The sequence below is a fragment of the Streptomyces cavernae genome (assembly GCF_004023625.1).
GTDB lineage: Bacteria > Actinomycetota > Actinomycetes > Streptomycetales > Streptomycetaceae > Streptomyces > Streptomyces cavernae.
This window is the reverse complement of record NZ_RPDJ01000028.1, coordinates 19,052-34,938: the sequence shown is the minus strand read 5'-3', so window position 1 is coordinate 34,938 and position 15,887 is coordinate 19,052. Positions and strand designations below refer to the sequence as shown.

17 protein-coding genes are annotated in these 15,887 nt (G+C 70.4%); 3 read left to right on the top strand and 14 right to left on the bottom strand.

The features are described from left to right. Positions 1-468: 468 nt before the first annotated feature. A complete protein-coding gene (locus tag EF387_RS32770) occupies positions 469-690 on the bottom strand; it encodes a hypothetical protein (protein ID WP_128380293.1) in 222 nt (73 codons plus the stop codon). A 728-nt stretch (positions 691-1,418) separates the two neighbouring features. On the opposite strand from EF387_RS32770, the gene EF387_RS32765 reads away from it, so the two are divergent. From EF387_RS32765 to EF387_RS32755, 3 genes are read left to right on the top strand one after another with little or no spacing between them, the layout of a single operon-like run. Next, the gene (locus tag EF387_RS32765) at positions 1,419-2,855 is read left to right on the top strand and encodes a hypothetical protein (RefSeq protein WP_128380292.1); all 1,437 of its coding nucleotides are present in this window, start codon (positions 1,419-1,421) and stop codon (positions 2,853-2,855) included. Continuing rightward, positions 2,852-4,309: a hypothetical protein gene (locus EF387_RS48700; protein WP_238431830.1), complete on the top strand. Its 1,458-nt coding sequence runs from the start codon at positions 2,852-2,854 to the stop codon at positions 4,307-4,309. The genes EF387_RS32765 and EF387_RS48700 overlap by 4 nt, the downstream gene beginning before the upstream one ends. Before the next feature lie 21 nt (positions 4,310-4,330). After that, positions 4,331-5,071, top strand: coding sequence for a hypothetical protein (locus tag EF387_RS32755; RefSeq protein WP_128380291.1), 741 nt, complete (start codon positions 4,331-4,333; stop codon positions 5,069-5,071). A 113-nt stretch (positions 5,072-5,184) separates the two neighbouring features. Here the strand turns inward: EF387_RS32755 and EF387_RS32750 are convergent, their stop codons facing one another. From EF387_RS32750 to EF387_RS32690, 13 genes are all read right to left on the bottom strand, one after another. Next, positions 5,185-5,781: a hypothetical protein gene (locus EF387_RS32750; RefSeq protein WP_128380290.1), complete on the bottom strand. Its 597-nt coding sequence runs from the start codon at positions 5,779-5,781 to the stop codon at positions 5,185-5,187. Then, entirely contained in the window at positions 5,774-6,652 is an 879-nt protein-coding gene (locus tag EF387_RS32745; RefSeq protein ID WP_128380289.1) for a hypothetical protein, read from the bottom strand. Before EF387_RS32745 ends, EF387_RS32750 begins: the two co-directional genes overlap by 8 nt. Before the next feature lie 198 nt (positions 6,653-6,850). Further along, complete coding sequence (locus tag EF387_RS32740) at positions 6,851-7,768, bottom strand: replication-relaxation family protein (RefSeq protein ID WP_128380288.1); 918 nt, start codon at positions 7,766-7,768, stop codon at positions 6,851-6,853. A 228-nt stretch (positions 7,769-7,996) separates the two neighbouring features. Next, positions 7,997-8,257: a hypothetical protein gene (locus EF387_RS32735; protein ID WP_128380287.1), complete on the bottom strand. Its 261-nt coding sequence runs from the start codon at positions 8,255-8,257 to the stop codon at positions 7,997-7,999. 219 nt (positions 8,258-8,476) lie between these two features. After that, positions 8,477-9,193, bottom strand: coding sequence for a hypothetical protein (locus EF387_RS32730; protein ID WP_128380286.1), 717 nt, complete (start codon positions 9,191-9,193; stop codon positions 8,477-8,479). Positions 9,194-9,327: 134 nt separating this feature from the next. Beyond that, positions 9,328-9,672, bottom strand: a complete 345-nt coding sequence (locus EF387_RS32725) for a hypothetical protein (RefSeq protein WP_128380285.1) — start codon at positions 9,670-9,672, stop codon at positions 9,328-9,330. 41 nt (positions 9,673-9,713) lie between these two features. Then, complete coding sequence (locus EF387_RS32720; RefSeq protein ID WP_128380284.1) at positions 9,714-10,748, bottom strand: adenine nucleotide alpha hydrolase family protein; 1,035 nt, start codon at positions 10,746-10,748, stop codon at positions 9,714-9,716. A 24-nt stretch (positions 10,749-10,772) separates the two neighbouring features. Next, positions 10,773-11,225 carry a hypothetical protein gene (locus EF387_RS32715; RefSeq protein WP_128380283.1) on the bottom strand — a complete coding sequence of 151 codons (453 nt, stop codon included), beginning with the start codon at positions 11,223-11,225 and terminating at the stop codon, positions 10,773-10,775. A gap of 77 nt (positions 11,226-11,302) precedes the next feature. Further along, the gene (locus EF387_RS32710) at positions 11,303-12,205 is read right to left on the bottom strand and encodes a Mom family adenine methylcarbamoylation protein (RefSeq protein ID WP_202918441.1); all 903 of its coding nucleotides are present in this window, start codon (positions 12,203-12,205) and stop codon (positions 11,303-11,305) included. Beyond that, positions 12,202-12,720, bottom strand: coding sequence for a DUF6248 family natural product biosynthesis protein (locus EF387_RS32705; RefSeq protein WP_128380282.1), 519 nt, complete (start codon positions 12,718-12,720; stop codon positions 12,202-12,204). Before EF387_RS32705 ends, EF387_RS32710 begins: the two co-directional genes overlap by 4 nt. Further along, positions 12,717-13,280 carry a hypothetical protein gene (locus tag EF387_RS32700; RefSeq protein ID WP_128380281.1) on the bottom strand — a complete coding sequence of 188 codons (564 nt, stop codon included), beginning with the start codon at positions 13,278-13,280 and terminating at the stop codon, positions 12,717-12,719. The genes EF387_RS32705 and EF387_RS32700 overlap by 4 nt, the downstream gene beginning before the upstream one ends. A gap of 151 nt (positions 13,281-13,431) precedes the next feature. Then, entirely contained in the window at positions 13,432-14,652 is a 1,221-nt protein-coding gene (locus tag EF387_RS32695; protein WP_202918439.1) for a hypothetical protein, read from the bottom strand. Positions 14,653-14,660: 8 nt separating this feature from the next. Continuing rightward, entirely contained in the window at positions 14,661-15,785 is a 1,125-nt protein-coding gene (locus EF387_RS32690; RefSeq protein WP_128380280.1) for a DNA-processing protein DprA, read from the bottom strand. Positions 15,786-15,887: the final 102 nt, after the last annotated feature.

Here is a 15,887-nt window from a genome sequence, read left to right as displayed (position 1 = left end):
CGACCCCGACCCGACCACCGACCACGAAGGCCCGACCACGATCACGAAGAGGACACAAACCCGTGGTCGGGTCTGTGGTCGCCCCGACCACAGACCCGACCACGACATTTCGCACCCCCGCGGAGTCCCGCTCCGATACGCCGGATCACACGGCGATCGGGGCGGTCGGCGCCCAGTGCGCAACGCGGGGTGAAGCCCGCAGGCACGCAGCCCCCGGACTCCCGCGCCGGGGGACTGCGCAGCGGCAGGCGGATGCGCAGCCGGCTCCCGAGCACCCGGGCGGAGGCTGCGCACTCACACGCGCACGTCGATTGCGCACGATCCGCGACCCGGTGCGCAACGTCTGCGCAACGGCCCGCGCGCGGCTGCGCAGTCGGCAGTGCGCACCGATTGCGCAGCCGGATCAGACCGTCGTGCGACGCGGGCCGCGGGACACAGTTGGCAGCCTGACCGCCGAAGCGGGGGGCCTCAATCCGTGCCGGAATCTCCGAGGACGGCGTCGCGGACCGCGGCAGCCACCACACGGAACGTCCCGGAGAACGCACCGCCGATCGCAGCCAGGCCGGCCTTCTTCACGAAGTCCTTCCGATCCGCGGCCTGCTCCCCGGCCTCCCGCGCGGGCTGCGCCGGATGCCCACCGACCGCCACGCCGGACGGATCGGGGCTGGGGGTGCCCTGCTTGTTACTCACTTGCTCCTCCAAGAGCTGGATCGGAAAGGTGCGCGTACCGGACCGGGACGGCGATGAGGACGATGGAGAACCCGGGGGTTAGCGCCGCAACTCGACGTATCGACGCGCACGTTCAGCAGGTCTGCGTCAGGAAGAACGCGACGCTGGGACGCCAGGCCGCAACCCACCACTCGTCCGTGTCGGCTTCCGTTGGTTCCGGAGATGCCGCTCGGTGTCCCGACGGCCGGGAACGCAAAAGCCCCTGCCGGTGGGGCAGGGGCTCGCGTTGAGGCCAAGAGATCAGACCCGAGACCCCCATTCAAGGGGCGGGCCGCATCACCTCCCGTAGGTAGACGATGTGGCGGTGCACCGGCTCGGGGCCGTGCACCATGGCTCGCCCGTAGCGGACCCGCTCGTACAGCAGGCCACTGCCGCCTCGTAGTGGTGAAGCAGGCGGGAGCCGCCCCGCTGTGCCCGCAAGTCCGCTATCCGAGCGCCGTGCGTATGGGACGTGGCCGAGGGCTGGTCGGGCCCGACCACGCCCCCGACCATGGCAGCCCAGCGCGCATGTTGCCGGATCGTGATCGGTGGTCGGGGGTTGTGGCCGCCGTCCTGGTCGGTGTCGACGGGTGAGCTGCCTGTATGGATCTCACGCACGTCCCCCCGACCGCAGGCACCGGCCGTCTCGCTCACGCGAGCGGTGCGGGCTGCCCCGGCTGCCGCGCACACAGCGCACTTGCGGACGCGCGATGACCGGAGCACGGGTTCGTCGCGGTTCGATGGCCGGGGACCAGTTCACGCAGATCGCCAACGGCCTGTTCCGCGACAACCGCCTCAGTTACAAGGCGAAAGGCATCTTCGGATACATCAGCACCCACCAGGACGGCTGGCAGGTGACCGTCGCCGGCCTCGTCCGCTCCGGGCCCGACGGCCGGGACGCGGTCCGCACTGGGCTGAAGGAACTGGAGACCCACGGCTACCTGATCCGCGAACGCCTGCGCCGTACGAACGGCACCCTCGGCGAGATCGTCTACTCCATCACCGACCACCCCACCTTCGTCGACGCCCTCATGGCGGACGCCGCCACAGCGCTCCATGCGCCGTCGGCACCCGCGGACGGCCGGGGCGACTACGGCAGGGGAATCCGCCGCGGCGTGATGGCCGGGGACCAGTTCACGCAGATCGCCAACGGCCTGTTCCGCGACAAGCGCATGTCCTTCAAGTCGAAGGGGCTGTTCGGACTGATCAGCACCCATCGCGAGGGCTGGCACATGACGGTCGCGGACCTGGCCCGGCGGGGTCGCGAAGGCGTGGACGCGGTGACGACCGGGCTGGAGGAGCTCGAGCGCTACGGCTTCCTGCAACGGGACCGCGACCGGAATCCCGACGGCACCCTCGGCTCGGCCACGTACTTCATCACCGACCTGCCTGCCCTGCAAAACACCAGGTCACAACCAGAGTCGGGAAATCCAGGACTGGATAACCCTACGTTGGCTGACCGCCCCACAAAGAACACCATCAGTAAGAAGACCAACAAGCAGAAGACCAGTTCCATCCCTCCGTGCGCCCGCGGCGAGCGCACGAGCGGCCGCCCGGCTGCGCCTCCGCAGCGGACGGCCACGCCGACGCCGCAGGATCTGGATCCGGGCACCCGGCTGCTGCTGTCGATCGGGTCAGCCCATCCCGAACTGCTTCTGCAGGAGAAGGCCTTGTACGACCAGGGCCGGGTCATGACCGCGATGCTGGATGCCGGCTGGAGCTCCGAGCAGCTGCGCCACGTCATCACCAGCCGTCCGCTGCCGAGCCAGATCCGAACCTCTGTCGACGCGATCGTCGCCGCCCGGCTGCGCTCCGCTCAGCTCTACCCGCCTCCTGTTGCCAGCTTCGACGACGTCGACCCGGGCGAGGCCTCGTGGACGACGCAGCCCTCCACGCCGTCGTCCGCCGCCGCCCGCACGGTCGACCAGGCGCTCACCTACCGGGCGCTCGTCGAATGCGCGGGCTGCGGCAGGCCCGGCACCGCCCCCGGTGAAGACCTCTGCCCGGCCTGCCTCGACTGGCCGCTGTGCCGCACCTGCCCCGGGCCGACTCCCCGTCGCGCTCACCCCGACGGCGACGGCCGCTGCGCCACCTGTACCTCGGCCCTCACCGCCATGACCGAACTTCTGGAAGGGAGCACTTCATGACGGACACGCTTCACACACCCCGGACGGCCCCCCAACAGCCTCTCCGTCCCTTCGCCCGCGATCCGCGACGGTGGGAGGAAGAACGATCCCGCGCGCTGCTGACCGGCCACGTCTGCCGCGACACCACGTGCACCGGCGCGTGCGAGCCCGCGCTCGTGCACGAGCGCACCGGGTGGGGCTGGCTGACCTGGACCGTGCCCGGCGACGGCACCCTGCCTGAGCTCCCTCGGCAGATCGGGGTGCTCACTCCCGGCGCGACGTTGACACAGCGGCTGGCCATGCGCTGGCTGACCCGGCGCCCCGCCCACCGCATCGCCCTGACCGCCACCAGCCCCGCATCCCTACGGTTCTCCACGGTCCTCGTGGGCGTCATCAGCCTCTTCGCCGCCCTGTACACCCTGAACCGTGGCATACCCGCCGACCTTGTGCTGCCGGCGATGCTGCTCGCCCCGCTGCTCACCGAGCACCTTCCCGACCGGCTCGACGACCGGGCCGGCGAACACGTCCGCAGCGTCGAAGGGGACGCTGCCTGCCGGTACCTGCAGCGACTCGTCGCCCTGCACGCCTACCTCGTCCAGGCCGCCGCCGACAGCGACCGCTACGAACTGCGCCGCTCGGCCGAGATCGGCCACAACCTCTTGTGGGACGCCGCCGACCTGCTCCAGGCCGAGGACACCAACTCGGCCTCGGCTCGACTCATCGACCGGGAGCGGCTGATGGTCCAGCTCGCCGACCAAGTCACCGAGACCCGCGAGCGCACCCGCGCCGGATCGGCGTCCGGACAAGCGGACCAGTCCCACGGCGGCGAAGGCCCGTTGGGCCCACTCCCGCCCGGCTTCGAGCGAGCGGCTCGGCCAACCCATGCATCCGCGCCCGGCACTTCACTGCTGAAGGGATCCCAGCCCATGACTCAGAGCCAGACCGACGACTCAGCCCGTGCCACGGACACCTATCTGCTCTTCGCGCACGAGGCGTACTACCCCGACTCCGGTACCCAGGAGATCAACACCACCGTGGTCGCCGCCGACTCCCTGCTCCACCCCCAGGTGCGGCAGCCCGACGGCGCCCGGATTCACGACCGCCTCACCCAGGGACGCCAGCCGGGCGAGATCATTCCGCTGTCCACGCTCACCCATGAACTGGACGGCGGTGCAGGCTGGCCGTGGGTCGGCGACTGGGAGACGGTCACCACCGACCTCGTGCAGCTCGTCCGCACGGGAGAGTGTGACGCCCTCAGCCTCGGCCTGCCCGAGATCGGGCGCGCCCTTGTCTGCGTCGGCCCCAACAGCCACGTGCGGGCCTTCGACGCCGCCGCCGACCAGTTCATCACCTACGGGCCGCAGGAGCGCGCCGCCGTCCTGGCCGAGGTCGACATGTTCCTCACCGGCCTCGTCGCCGAGCAGGAGTTCTGGCCGGGCGATGGCCTGCTTCCCCCGCTCTTCCGCCAGGCGTGAGACCACCACCCTCTTGGCGCGGTGACGGTCGGCGGCCGCGAGGTCCGCTTCCAGAGCCGGCTCATACGTTGGTCGCCGCCGTCCCGCGCCATCGGCACCTTCAAGGAGACGCTGTCCATGCTCCCCACCACCGGGCCCGAGGCCTCGTTTACGGTCGTGCTCGTCGCCGTTCCCGCGTACAGCGCCTCACAGTTGCTGATCCCCCTGTGCTTCGGCACGCGCCTCGAACGAGAGCTGCGCAAGCGCCACGTGCTCGGGCTCGCCGTCGCCTGGCCGATCCTGCTGCTCGGCGGGCTGATGATGAACGCCGCGACCCGCAGGGCGCGGGCCGAACTGGGCATGGGCAGCAGTTCTTCCTCCTGGTACCTGTGGATCTGCGCCACCGTCGCGGTCCTCCTCATAACAGCAGCAGCAGTGGAAGCGGTCCGTGCGGCACGCTCGGAGGCGCAACTCCGGCCCGTGGCCGAGGAACTGCTCCAGGACGCACACCCGCTGCGCATGTGGCTCGGCGCATCCACGGCCGATGATGCGCGAAGTGCTCTCAACTGGCTCGACGAGGCTCAGGAGGCCCTCGCCTCAGGACGCGGTCGGACGGCCGTGCGCTACCTTCACCACGCCGTTGGCCGTGCCGAGGACGCTGCCTGCGGCGGTGCTGGGCACGGCGTAGACGCGACGGTCGTCCCATTCGACAGCCTCCGTCAACGCGTGAACACGGTCGACGAATCGGCGGGCCCGTTCAGCGGCCCGCCGCTCAAGGCGTAGCGGATCGGACCAACAGCACGGCGCCCCAGACCCTGGTCTGGGGCGCCGACTTCGTGTTCTCGTCTTCCCGTTCTGCACAGAGCGGCGGTCGAACCATGCGGGGCAACTCCCATTCAGAACTTGCCCATGTGCTCCACGGTGCGGTGCCCCAGCTGATGGCTGAACTCCGTGCAGAAGCTGACGGAGAGAGGCGGCCAGCCCCAGAAGTCGAAGGCGAGGGCGCCGACCGCGAAGCCGGACTCCCACCGCCACTCGGTGACCGAGACCGCGGCACCGCAGGTGGAGCAAGGGGCACGCCCCTGACCTGTTTCCTTCCAGGCGGCGATGCCGTCCTTGAACGGCTTCCAGACCTCCTCGTCCGCCTCGAACTCCTCGGGATAGTTGATGATCACGGTCTTGGTCTCGCACCGTGGGCAGACGGCGTACTCCGCATCGTCCGCACCCTGACCACCTACGTGGTAGTCACGCCCGACGATGACGGCCACCGGGCCCGGCAGCCAGGTCGGGTCCGATGGGTCGGCAACGGCCCGCGCCCAGTTGGGGCCCGGCACGTACCCCTCGTCCACGGTCAGGCTGTACACCCCGTCACTCGAGACCTCACGCGTGATCAGGCCCTCGGTGACCATCCAAGCGACCATCCGCTCCGCGAGCGCCCCGGCCTCCTCGCCGGTCACCTCGACGTCGACGATCCGCTCGTAGAAGTCACCCACGGTCTCCGCCTCCGATCGAAAGCTGGGGGCGGTCGGCCTCCTGGCGGGCTTGGGTGCGAGCGACGACGTCCAGGAGGGCTTCGTGCCGCAGCGCGGCCTCCCGATCGGTCTCCGTCTGGGCGATCGCACGACGTCCGTCCGCCCGGAGCTCCTCGTCCTGCCGGAGATCCTCCGCCAGTTGGCCGGCCTCGGCTTCGATCGCCTCGACGCGAGCCGTGACCGCAGCCACGGCCTGCTGTACGAGGTCCTCGTCCGGATCGGCGTCTGTCGGGCCGGAGGGTGAACCAAGGTCGCTGATCTTCTGAAGGTCCTGTCCGATCTCCCACAGCGCATAGGGGAGGCGGGCTTCGGCCTCGGCACCGCCGGCTGCGGACCGCTCCGCCGACATCTTCAGCACCGCATCGACGGAGCGCAGGGCACGCTCACCCAGACTCCGGCACACAGCGTCCAACTCGCCGACCACGACTACCTGGTCGCGGTGCCGAGTGGCCAGGCGCTTGTAGGCGCGGCGAGCCAGAGCGGGCCGGATGAGCGGGACCCCGCGGACCAGGCCCCAGCCAAGCAGGGCAACTGCCCCCAGCCCGGTAAGAACCGCCCCGAGACCGCCCAGCAGCGGGCGGGCAATGTACTCATCCCACACGGTGGATGACTGCCGGGCGAGCCAGAAACTGGCACCGCCCAAAGTCGCCGAGAGCACGATCGCGATGCCGGAGAGACTGGTAAAGACGGGCGCCTCATCCTCGGTATACAGGGAGAAGTCGGAGTACAGAGGAAGCCCGGCGGCGAGTGTCTTTCGCGTCCTGGCTGGCAGGTCCGGATCGACGATCACACGATTACCCGCCGCGTCGAGTGCCCTCCGGGGCTCCTCCATGTGCGACATCTCAACCACTCCAAGGTGTCGGGAGCTGTCTGGGACTCGTTGGGACTCGGTGCGGGACGCCAGCAGTCGCCGTGACGGTACCGCGCAAAGAAGTACAGCCCGGTGAAGTCGGCAATCCCACCAGCCAGGCTCACCAGGCTGAACGCGTCAGCCATCCGCCAACCCTCCCGGCCGGCACGGACGACGTCATTACAGATCGGTCCATGGGCGAGGCTCGCCCCCGGTCAACGGTACCCACACCGACCCGGACGGACCGTGCTCCTCGATGTCCTCTAGGACGACGGCCCCCAACTGAACCTCGCGGGCGAGGGCTGCGACGAGCGGGTGCTGAGCGACCATCGCCTGCAGATCGCTGATTCGGTCACCCAGCCTGGCTCGGGAAGCACCGGTGAGCACGAAAAGCAACCGAGGGAACACCGGATACCAGCGGAGCCATGCCGGGCCGGTGGAGACGGGCCTGCGGCGTCCGACGGACTGGGCTTCGTACTGGAACAATCTGGCGTACTCGATCAACTTCACGGCCAGGCGCTCGCTGCTCATGGTGCTGCGATCGACTTCCACGAACGCGCGCAGTTTCCGCCGGTGTTCGCCGTCGACGACGGTGTAGTGCATGACGGCGTCGGCAACGAGCCGCTCGCCCTCTCCGATGGGGTGAGCCACCTCGGGAGTCCAGTCCCACGGGCCGTGCTCGTGCCCGAGCCGGCGGGCGTCTACCGCAAACGGCAGGTGGGACCGTACGACGGTCAGCGTGTGCGGCGTTTTGAGCGACGCTGCGGTTGTCGAGGTGATGGGATACGGCGGGCGCCCCCGAAGGATGGGGAGATCGCGGGTCAGACGCGCCCCCTCCGGGGTGAGGTACCAGGCGTGCGTACGCGACCGGTCCGAGTCCGGCAGCGGGGTGAGGTCGACGAAGCCCGTGGAACGCAGCTTGTTCAGCACGCGGGAGACCAGTTGGCGGGAGCTGTCCGGTCGCAGCATCTGGCGCAACTGGCCGGTCGTGACCATGCGGTGCAGGGCGAGCGCGGTCAGGACCTGCAGGCGCAGCGGTTCAGCTGGGCTGGGGGCCAACTCGGCGGCCGCCGCAGCATCTGATGTGGGACGGGTCATGGAGAAGAGGCAACCCTCAGCCCCCGACCTCACCCCCGACCACGAGACCCCGACCAAGGTCACAACGCAGGAACACTCGCGTGGTCGGGGCAGTGGAGCCCCGACCATGGCCCCGACCACGCGACTGCGCGAGTGCTCAGGAGGACCCGCGATCGTGTGGGTTTTCAGGCAGGAGCAGCCCACGGCAGCGGTCATGGGCGCCTGATCTCGGAGACCCTCGGCGTTTGGTCAGTTGAGGCTGAGGCTGAGGCGGCGCAAGGCGAGGGCTTCGTCGAGGTGGATGTCGGCCACCGTGCCGAGATGGCGGGCAAGCTCGTGGTTGCCGCGCGCATTCTCCTCGACCTGACACGCGCGGGCCGCAGCGGCATCGTTCAGGGCCGTGGGCACAAGCCCCTCGACGGTGGCCGTCGGGCTGGCGGTGGCACACGCCTCGCACGCATCGCGGTCAGTGTTGAGAGTGCCGCAGCCTCCGCAGGTGAAGCGGGTCATGGCGGTTCCCATCGCTCTGGGGTGATCAGGTCCAAGTTCAAGAACAGGTGCTGGAAGATAAGCGATGGCCGGTCCGCAGCAGCAGATGCTGCTGCGGGGCGTGGTGGCGAACCACGCCATGCCGGCCATCGTGCGACGCCCGGCCCGCAAGGGACCAACTCCCAAAACCGGGGGCCGCGTTCATGGGGCGGTGCGCGGAGGTCCGCTCACCGCCGGGTACTACTTCTTGGACCGCTGGGCGGCCTGCTGGAGGATGCGCCGGCGCGTCCACCGCCGACGCCCGTTCTGGCGCCCGGCATTCTCGGCAACCCCGTCCGTATCCTTCAGTAGCGGAAGGTTGCCCTGGGACAGGCTGCTGGAGAAGGAGCCGACGCTCTTGTACCCCAGCAGCGCGGCCGCCTGGCTCGCCCCCAGCAGTTCGTCGGGATCGCCGTCGGCGGGAACCTCGGGCAGGGGCGGCGCCTCCTTGGCTCCGGCTCGTCTTCCGCGGCCGGGCCGGGTGGCCATCCACGCCTGCAGGGTCTGCACCTTCCACAGCTGCCGGCGGTAAGGGTTCTCGGCCGTCCCCTTCTCTTCGACGTCGTCCGGTTCGGGGAAGTAACCGGGGTGGTCGCGGAGGAAGGTGTTGACCTGGTTGGTGTTCTTGTAGCCGAGGTACCTCGAGGCGTCCGAGGCGTTCAGCAGCTCCTCCGGGTCGCGGGAGGGCGGTGTGTGTCCAGCGAGCCGCGCCGGCGCCCGGTGGGCGAACCACTCGGTGACCTCCGCGTGGTCCCACAGGCGGGCGCGGCCGCGCTTGTCGACAGGCTCGGGGAACGCTTTGCCGACCGTGTTCTCCGTGCGCTCGGTGTAGAACTGGCTGATCCGTGCGGACGTCAGACCATGTTCAGCCGCGATCTCGGCAGCGTCGGCCAGGCGAGGCTCACGGCGCGAGGTCATGGCAGAACCGTCCGTTCTGTCAGCAGTGCGCCGGCCAGCCCGGCTCACAAAGCAAATAATGGCAGAAGTTTCGGAGGGAGGTCCAGCCCGCGGCTCAAGGTTTTTCGCCGGCGGTCGCGCTGACGGCTCCCGGCCTACTCCTCGGGGATCAAGCAGACCCCGCGGCGCGCGGCGGCCTCAGCCATTTCCATGAACGCCATGGCGGCCGGAGTCAGCTCCCACTCGACCAGGGCCAGCAGCAGGATCACCTCGTCGCGATCCGTTGAGGCCTCACAGGGCATGCCGGCCTTCTCCGCGGCGAACATCAGGTCCGCGGTGGCCAGTCCGCCGAGGCGCTCTGCTACCTCCCGGTGCAGAGCCTGCAGGCCCTGCTGGTACAGCTCGTTCGCCTCGCCCAGGAGCAGCACCAGGTCCTCGCCGTGGCTGGCCGGTGCCGCCGCAGCGAGGTCGAGGATGCGCTGGGTCGTCGTCATCGTCATTGAGTATCCCTCCCAGATGGGGGTGATCGCCGGTGTGGTGGTCAGCTGCAGCCATCGCACCCGGCAGCGCTGTGCAGGAGCTCGCCCGGCCCGGTACGGGCCTTGGAGTCCCATGTGGGCGGCTTGCGCAAGGCGGCGTGGACGTCGCGCTCCATCCGCTCGAAGTCCTCGGTCTCCTCAACCTCGACGCCAGGGTCCGGGGCGTCGCGCCGGCGGGACAGCGCGATGAGCTCGGCCATGGTGATGTTCGGGTTGAACGGCACCTGGCGGACGCGTTCGACCAGCGCGCACAGCTCGGCGAGCCGCGGGCGGCGCCCGGCGGTCAGCAGCAGATCGCGGTGGTTGGCCAGGGTGCAGGCCGAGCACGAACAGCGACTGGAACCACGCCGGTCCTTGGCGCCGGGGTACGAGTCGTAGCACCAGTGGTAGGGCAGCCCCGCACTGATCGTGCGGTCCCAGACCTCCTCGGTGCTCACCTGGTGGGCGGGCAGCCACTCGTCGACGACCCGGGCCGAGTTGTCGGTCGTACGGCGCCACGCCTCCCGGTTGCGGCGGTCCGGGCTCTCCTCGGCCCGCATCCCGAGCACGTTGGCGAACATCAGAGGGCCGTCCGTTTCCCTCCTGAGCGCGCGGACCTGCGGGGTGAACGCCTGGTACACCATCTTCGTCTTCCACGGGCCGGTGCAGGTGCGGGCCCTACCGAGCCAGGGCCAGTCGCCTCGTTCCGCGATGAAGGTCAGCAGATCGAACGGCACCCGTTCACCGTCGACTTCACGGCTGCGGCGGATCTCGACATGCCGCTCGGGCGGCACGCCGAGGGCCTGGCTGTGCTGTGCGGCGAGTTCGCTGGCACTCGGCCAGCGGACGCCGTCCACGGTGACGGCGGGCCACTCCATCGGTCCCAGACTCGCGTGGGCGGTCCAGACGCGGTCGGCGACACCGGCCTGGCGGGCAGCGTCCATCGCGGTCAGGCCGGCCACAAGTCCGTCTTTTCCGCCGGACAGGTTGATGACAATGCGGTGCCGGGTCGCGGCGAAGGCGACCGGGTCGGCGTACAGGGGGTTGGAGTGCGACATGGTTCCTCTTTCCTGGTGGGCGGGTTAGCGGGCATCCCTGACGGGGCCGGTCTGGTGAGGCTGGGAGGTGGTGAAGTAGGTGCACTGGGCCTCGGGCGGGCGGGCTTTGCAGTGCCAGCAGGGCCGTGCCTCGGGGTAGGCACGTATGTGGTGGTGGCACTGGTGTCCGGCGTACGAGCCGCTGGTGCGCAGGTGGGTGAGGAGGATGAGGTCGAAACGCGTGAGGGGGGCCCAGCCGGTGACGCCTCGTTGGGGGTGCGGGTACTCGGTGTCTCCGCCGGCGATGACGACGCTGCTGATCGACACGAGCAACTTGCTCTGGGCGGTGTCGACGGCGTGGATGCTGTATCGGGTTCGGTTCCCGGGCCGCGTCGACCAGGGGGCGGTGTTCTTGGGGCCGTGTGCGTGGCCGATCACGGGAAGGCCTTCGAGCTGGTGCACTGAGAGGGTCGGCGGCGGATTCCAGAGGGCGGGCATGGGTCTCCTCCTGAGGGAGCACGGGACAATGGGCGGCGACCGCGGCGGGCGGTACGGACTGCGCGGCTGAACAGCCCTCAGACCGCGATCGCTTCGGGGTCGGGCTGCTTGGGATAGGGCCGTTGGGCGGGGAGGCCGAGCTTGATCTGCTCGCGCTCGCGCCGGTTTCTGCCGAGCCGCCATACGTAGCGGTGCGCTCCGCGGTGCCGTACGTTGCGGGCGCCGACCGCGACCAGGGCCTCCCGAAGCCAGACGGCCGGGTTGCACCCGGCCTGCGGCACCGGAGCCCCGAGCGCGATGAGCTGGGATTCGGCGTACTGGTGACCCTGCTCCTGGCGGCGGATCTTCTGCGCCGTGCGCTCGTGGAAGACGGTGCCGTCCGGCAGGAGCTTCACCGTCCGGGCGGTGGCCCGGCTGGCGTACACGGCGTTCGTCGCGGCGTAGATCGTGCCGACGTGCCCGGGCATGACCAGCTCTCCCGAGGATGTCCGGCGCGGGACAGGGTCCGCGAACGAGACGACTCCGTGTACACCACTGGCGAGCAGGCGTTTTAGGCAGTTCGCGAGGAACCACGACTCCGAATTTGCCGGGCACTCATCCAGCAGGACGAACCGCGAGCACACCAGCGACTCGGTGTACGGCCGGAGCTCGGGCAGTGGCTTGGTGAGGACGGCGGTGCTCACCGGCACCCCGAACACGGCCACACCACAGAGCCGCCGCTCGCCGTCGACGACGTCGTACAGGCCGAACTGCGCCGTCACCGCCGGGTACGAGCCGGAGTAATGGTGTGCGAGCACGAACCCCTTGGCGGGCTCCTCGTCGGGGATGACGTCCACGGTGTAGCGGCGAGCGTCGAAGCCTCCGTCCCGGACATGAGCCCAGGAGTGCCTCCGTTCGCGCCACCGCTGGCACCAGGGTGACGCGGTCGGTACCTCCGGCAGGTCCTCGAACGGCAGGGTCTCCTGGACCGGGGACCTCACGGTGCCTCCCCGTCCCCGGGCTCCTGCGGGGCGTCGGCGAAGAGCGTGAGCTGGTCCTCGGCGTCCGGAGCAGGCCCGGATGTGGGCACGGCCCGTCGGGCGGCGGTGGGTTTCCCGGGGCCGCCGGTGTCGGCGGTCTTTTCGACGTCCGCCGAGTGAGGGCAGGGGCAGAGCCACCGGCAGGGCCGCTGGCCCGGTCCGTACCGGATCACGGCGACGACGAACCCTTGGGCGTCGGTGACAGTGTCGGCGTGCTCGTCGACGCGGGGGCCGTCGGCGCTGACGCACCGGTCGTGGTGCCCGGAGGCGCAGCCGGGGCAGATGCCGCGCTCGCAGGAGCACCAGCGGTGGAAGCCGTGGGGGTAGGCGTCGTCGATCTTGCGTAGTCCCTTGGTCCAGGCGTGTGCGCGGACCCAGGCGCCTTCCTCTTCGCTCATCGGGGAGGGGACAGTGGAGGGAATGGGGCTGAGGATGCCCATGATCGCGGCGCCGATATGGCGCAGGCGGGTCGTCATGTTTCGTCTCCGAACAGCGTTGGGGTGGTGTGGAGTTCGTTCATCCAGGCCAGGAGGCGGGGGAGGTTGGTGTCGGGCCCGAAGGCGAGGTAGGTGCCGTCGCAGCTGGTGCAGCCGAAGGCCTGCGCGATGCGCAGCCGCCGGCGGGAGTTGACGCGGCCCATGTGGACGGCCAGGCCGCGCTCCCGGGCCTCAAGTGCCAGGCGGTGGGCGGCCGGTGAGGTCTTCCACTCGGTGCTGCCGGCGAGGAACAGGACGTCGATCGAGTCCCAGGGGATGAGGCCGTGTTCGCTGCCGTCCTGGGCGGCGAACGCGGCCGGGATGCCCAGGGCGCGTATGGGCTCCAGCCAGGGCATCGACTCGGCGAGGGTGGCCGCGGCGTCCATCGGGACGTCGGGGGCGACGGCCCATAGACAGCGGTCAGGGCCGTAGCGGTCGACGGTCGCCTTCAGCCACGCGAACCAGGCCTGCTCGCCGGGCCATCCCTTGCCGAACTTGCCGTTGTCGCAGGCATACAGGGCGCCGGGCGGGATCACGTTGCCCTGGGCGGGGGTCGTCATGCAGGCCAGGAGTCCGGCCTGCATGGCGGCCCGTACGTCAGCTCCGGAAGGCGTGGCCAGGTACAACACGGCGGAGAAGCGGAGGAGGAGCAGGGGCTGAGGGCATGGCTGCGCGCACGGGAAGTCCTTCCGAGGGGGCGGTGAGGGCGGTTCAGGCGAGGGGGAGTTGGGCGGCGGAGCCCGAGACGAGGGCGTCCCAGGACTCCTCGAAGTTCTTGTCCTGCTTGTTGATCACGCGGGCGGGGGCGGTGGCGAAGAGTTCCTCCGCCATCGGCCAGCCATCGGCGCGGGGGCGGACCCACGCCCGGGCACGCCCGAAGACCGGGTCGTGCTCGACATCGACGCCGTGCCGCTCGGAGATGGAGATGAGACGCCTGGCGAGCTGGTGTGGGCGGCCGAGGTCGACGCGCTCGGTGGAGCGCTTCACCGGGCGCCGCCTGCCGTCCTCGGACAGCAGGAACAGGCGGCGCACGTGGTACAGCGCCCACGGCATGTCGAGCTCGCGCTCGAACGCCTCCAGGCACGCCCGGTCCCGGGGCTGGGTCGGGTCGAAGAGCTCCAGGAGGCTCTTGCGCCCGTAGAGCTTGGCGTTCGGGTTGAGGCTCATCGCCGTGTACTCCAGGCGCAGCACCTTGCCAGCGATGTCCGGGTGGGAGCGCATGCGCTCCATGTGGGCGGGCAGCGCGCCCATGGAGGCGGAGAAGCAGCAGAAGGTGCAGTACGACTTCGGCCAGAGCACGCCGAACCGCTTCAGCAGGTAGGCCTCGCACTGCTGCCGGTGCCAGCCCCAGTCGATCAGCGGGAACTCGCCGGTGCGTCCGGGCATCTTCGAGGTGATCTGGTCGCTGAAGCGGCGGCCTTCCTCGTCGGCGTTGAAGCCCATGATCTGCCGGAATGGGCGGCCGCCGAAGACCTGCTTGAGCCACCAGTCCCCGACATCGCCCTTCGCCCACAGGGAGCATTTGCGGGTGCCGGCCACCTGGGGCACCGTGCCGACGGATTCCTGGTCGTCCCACAGCGTCCACGGCCCGCGTGCGAAGAGCTGCTCGGGCTGGCGGGAGTCGTCCAGGATCGTGAACCCGTCGGACTGGAGGTGCCCGTTGCGCGCCAGCTGGACGAAGCGCACGCCGTTCTCGCGCAGGAGCGGGATCATGAACTCGTCGGCCAGGAGCCGGGTTTCGGGCCACTCGCTGCCGGTGGCCATGTAGAGGACGGCGGTGCGATCGAGGTTGATCCCGTGGGCGTCCGGGGCGGTGAGCATCTTGGTGATGTAGGCCGTGCTGTCGGCGCCGGCACCCCAGTTGATGACGGTGTCCAGGTTGTCGTCGGCGGTGAGGCCGGGCAGTGACGGCGTGTAGGTCGTAGGGGACATGGCGGCTCTCACTCCTCGAGGGGCCGGTCGGTCAGCCGCTGGGCGGAGACGATGAGCAGGAGGTCGTCGGCGGGCCACGGATCGCAGGACTCCCAGGGATCGCCCTGGGACAGCACCACCACCTCGCTGGGCTCCGTGATGAGGCAGCACACGCCGCAGCCGCACGACGGGTCGAAAGGCTCGGGGTGGGCGATGTAGGGGGTGGTGAAGTAGTCGGCTCCCTGCTCCCCGACCGCGGCCAGGAGCAGGTCGCCGTCCGCGACGTCGCCGGCGCGGGCCACGCGCGCGTGGGGCAGAGCGAGTGCGAGACGGGGGTCCGGGCTGTTCACGGCGAGCTGCCCGTCGAGCAGGCGGGCGTTGCCGCTGGAGCGGACATCGCCGGTGGCGGGCGCGGCGAGCAGGGGCCGGTGGAGGTCGACGGCCGTCTCGGCCGCGTACATCGCCACGACGTGGTCCAGGGCCTCGACAAGGATCACCGCCCGGGCGAGTGCGGCCAGCACGACGGCGCTGGCCTTGAGCGTCGCGCCGCTGGCTGCGGTGCCGGGCCGGTAGAGACTGACCGCCGCGCCGCCGCCGTCGAGGACGGAGCGCAGCAGCGAGGCGTGCGCGTGGGGGTGGGGGTGGGCGCCGTCCAGGCCGCGCGGCAGGACGGCGAGGGACGCCCGGCCCGCCTCGGCGGCCGCCTGGTGGGCGGTGGAGTCGACGCCGTAGGCGAGCGTGGCGGTGACCGTGTGATCGGCCTCGGCGAGGGCGGTGGCGAAGTCGTGCGCGCGGGTGATGGCGAGCTCGGTGGGGACCCGGTTGCCGGTCACGACGACGGCCGTGCCGGTCAGCCGCGGCAGTTGCTCGCGGCCGCGGACCCACAGGCCCAGCGGGCACGCAGGCCCCAGGTCGGCGAGGGCGGTGGGCCATTCCTTGTCCGAAGGGATGACGAACGAGCAGGTCAGCTCTGCTTGGGCGAGTTCCTCGCGCGGCCGGTAGGAGGAAAGGAGCCTGCTGCCGTCGTCGCGGACGCGCCGGTCCCACACCTCGGCCGGGGTGTACTCGGCGAGTTCGGCGGCGAGTTGGCCGGGGGCGAAGTGGGCGGCGAGCGCGGCGCGTGCGGCTCGTTCGGACAGGGCGCGTGCGGGCATGGATGGCCGGCCTTTCGGGCAGGGCGCGGCACCGGCAGGCGAACCGGTACCGCGCCGGGGGGCGGGCGAAGGGGGAAGTGACCAGCGGCCGACGGGAAGGGG

Coding starts and splice junctions, on each gene's coding strand:
- EF387_RS32715 (WP_128380283.1), bottom strand. CDS start 11,225: ATGCCCGCCCTCTGGAATCCGCCGCCGACCCTCTCAGTGCACCAGCTC.
- EF387_RS32745 (WP_128380289.1), bottom strand. CDS start 6,652: ATGGAGGAGCCCCGGAGGGCACTCGACGCGGCGGGTAATCGTGTGATC.
- EF387_RS32720 (WP_128380284.1), bottom strand. CDS start 10,748: ATGTCGCACTCCAACCCCCTGTACGCCGACCCGGTCGCCTTCGCCGCG.
- EF387_RS32695 (WP_202918439.1), bottom strand. CDS start 14,652: ATGTCCCCTACGACCTACACGCCGTCACTGCCCGGCCTCACCGCCGAC.
- EF387_RS32690 (WP_128380280.1), bottom strand. CDS start 15,785: ATGCCCGCACGCGCCCTGTCCGAACGAGCCGCACGCGCCGCGCTCGCC.
- EF387_RS32725 (WP_128380285.1), bottom strand. CDS start 9,672: ATGACGATGACGACGACCCAGCGCATCCTCGACCTCGCTGCGGCGGCA.
- EF387_RS32730 (WP_128380286.1), bottom strand. CDS start 9,193: ATGACCTCGCGCCGTGAGCCTCGCCTGGCCGACGCTGCCGAGATCGCG.
- EF387_RS32765 (WP_128380292.1), top strand. CDS start 1,419: ATGACCGGAGCACGGGTTCGTCGCGGTTCGATGGCCGGGGACCAGTTC.
- EF387_RS32700 (WP_128380281.1), bottom strand. CDS start 13,280: ATGACGACCCCCGCCCAGGGCAACGTGATCCCGCCCGGCGCCCTGTAT.
- EF387_RS32735 (WP_128380287.1), bottom strand. CDS start 8,257: ATGACCCGCTTCACCTGCGGAGGCTGCGGCACTCTCAACACTGACCGC.
- EF387_RS32705 (WP_128380282.1), bottom strand. CDS start 12,720: ATGACGACCCGCCTGCGCCATATCGGCGCCGCGATCATGGGCATCCTC.
- EF387_RS48700 (WP_238431830.1), top strand. CDS start 2,852: ATGACGGACACGCTTCACACACCCCGGACGGCCCCCCAACAGCCTCTC.
- EF387_RS32740 (WP_128380288.1), bottom strand. CDS start 7,768: ATGACCCGTCCCACATCAGATGCTGCGGCGGCCGCCGAGTTGGCCCCC.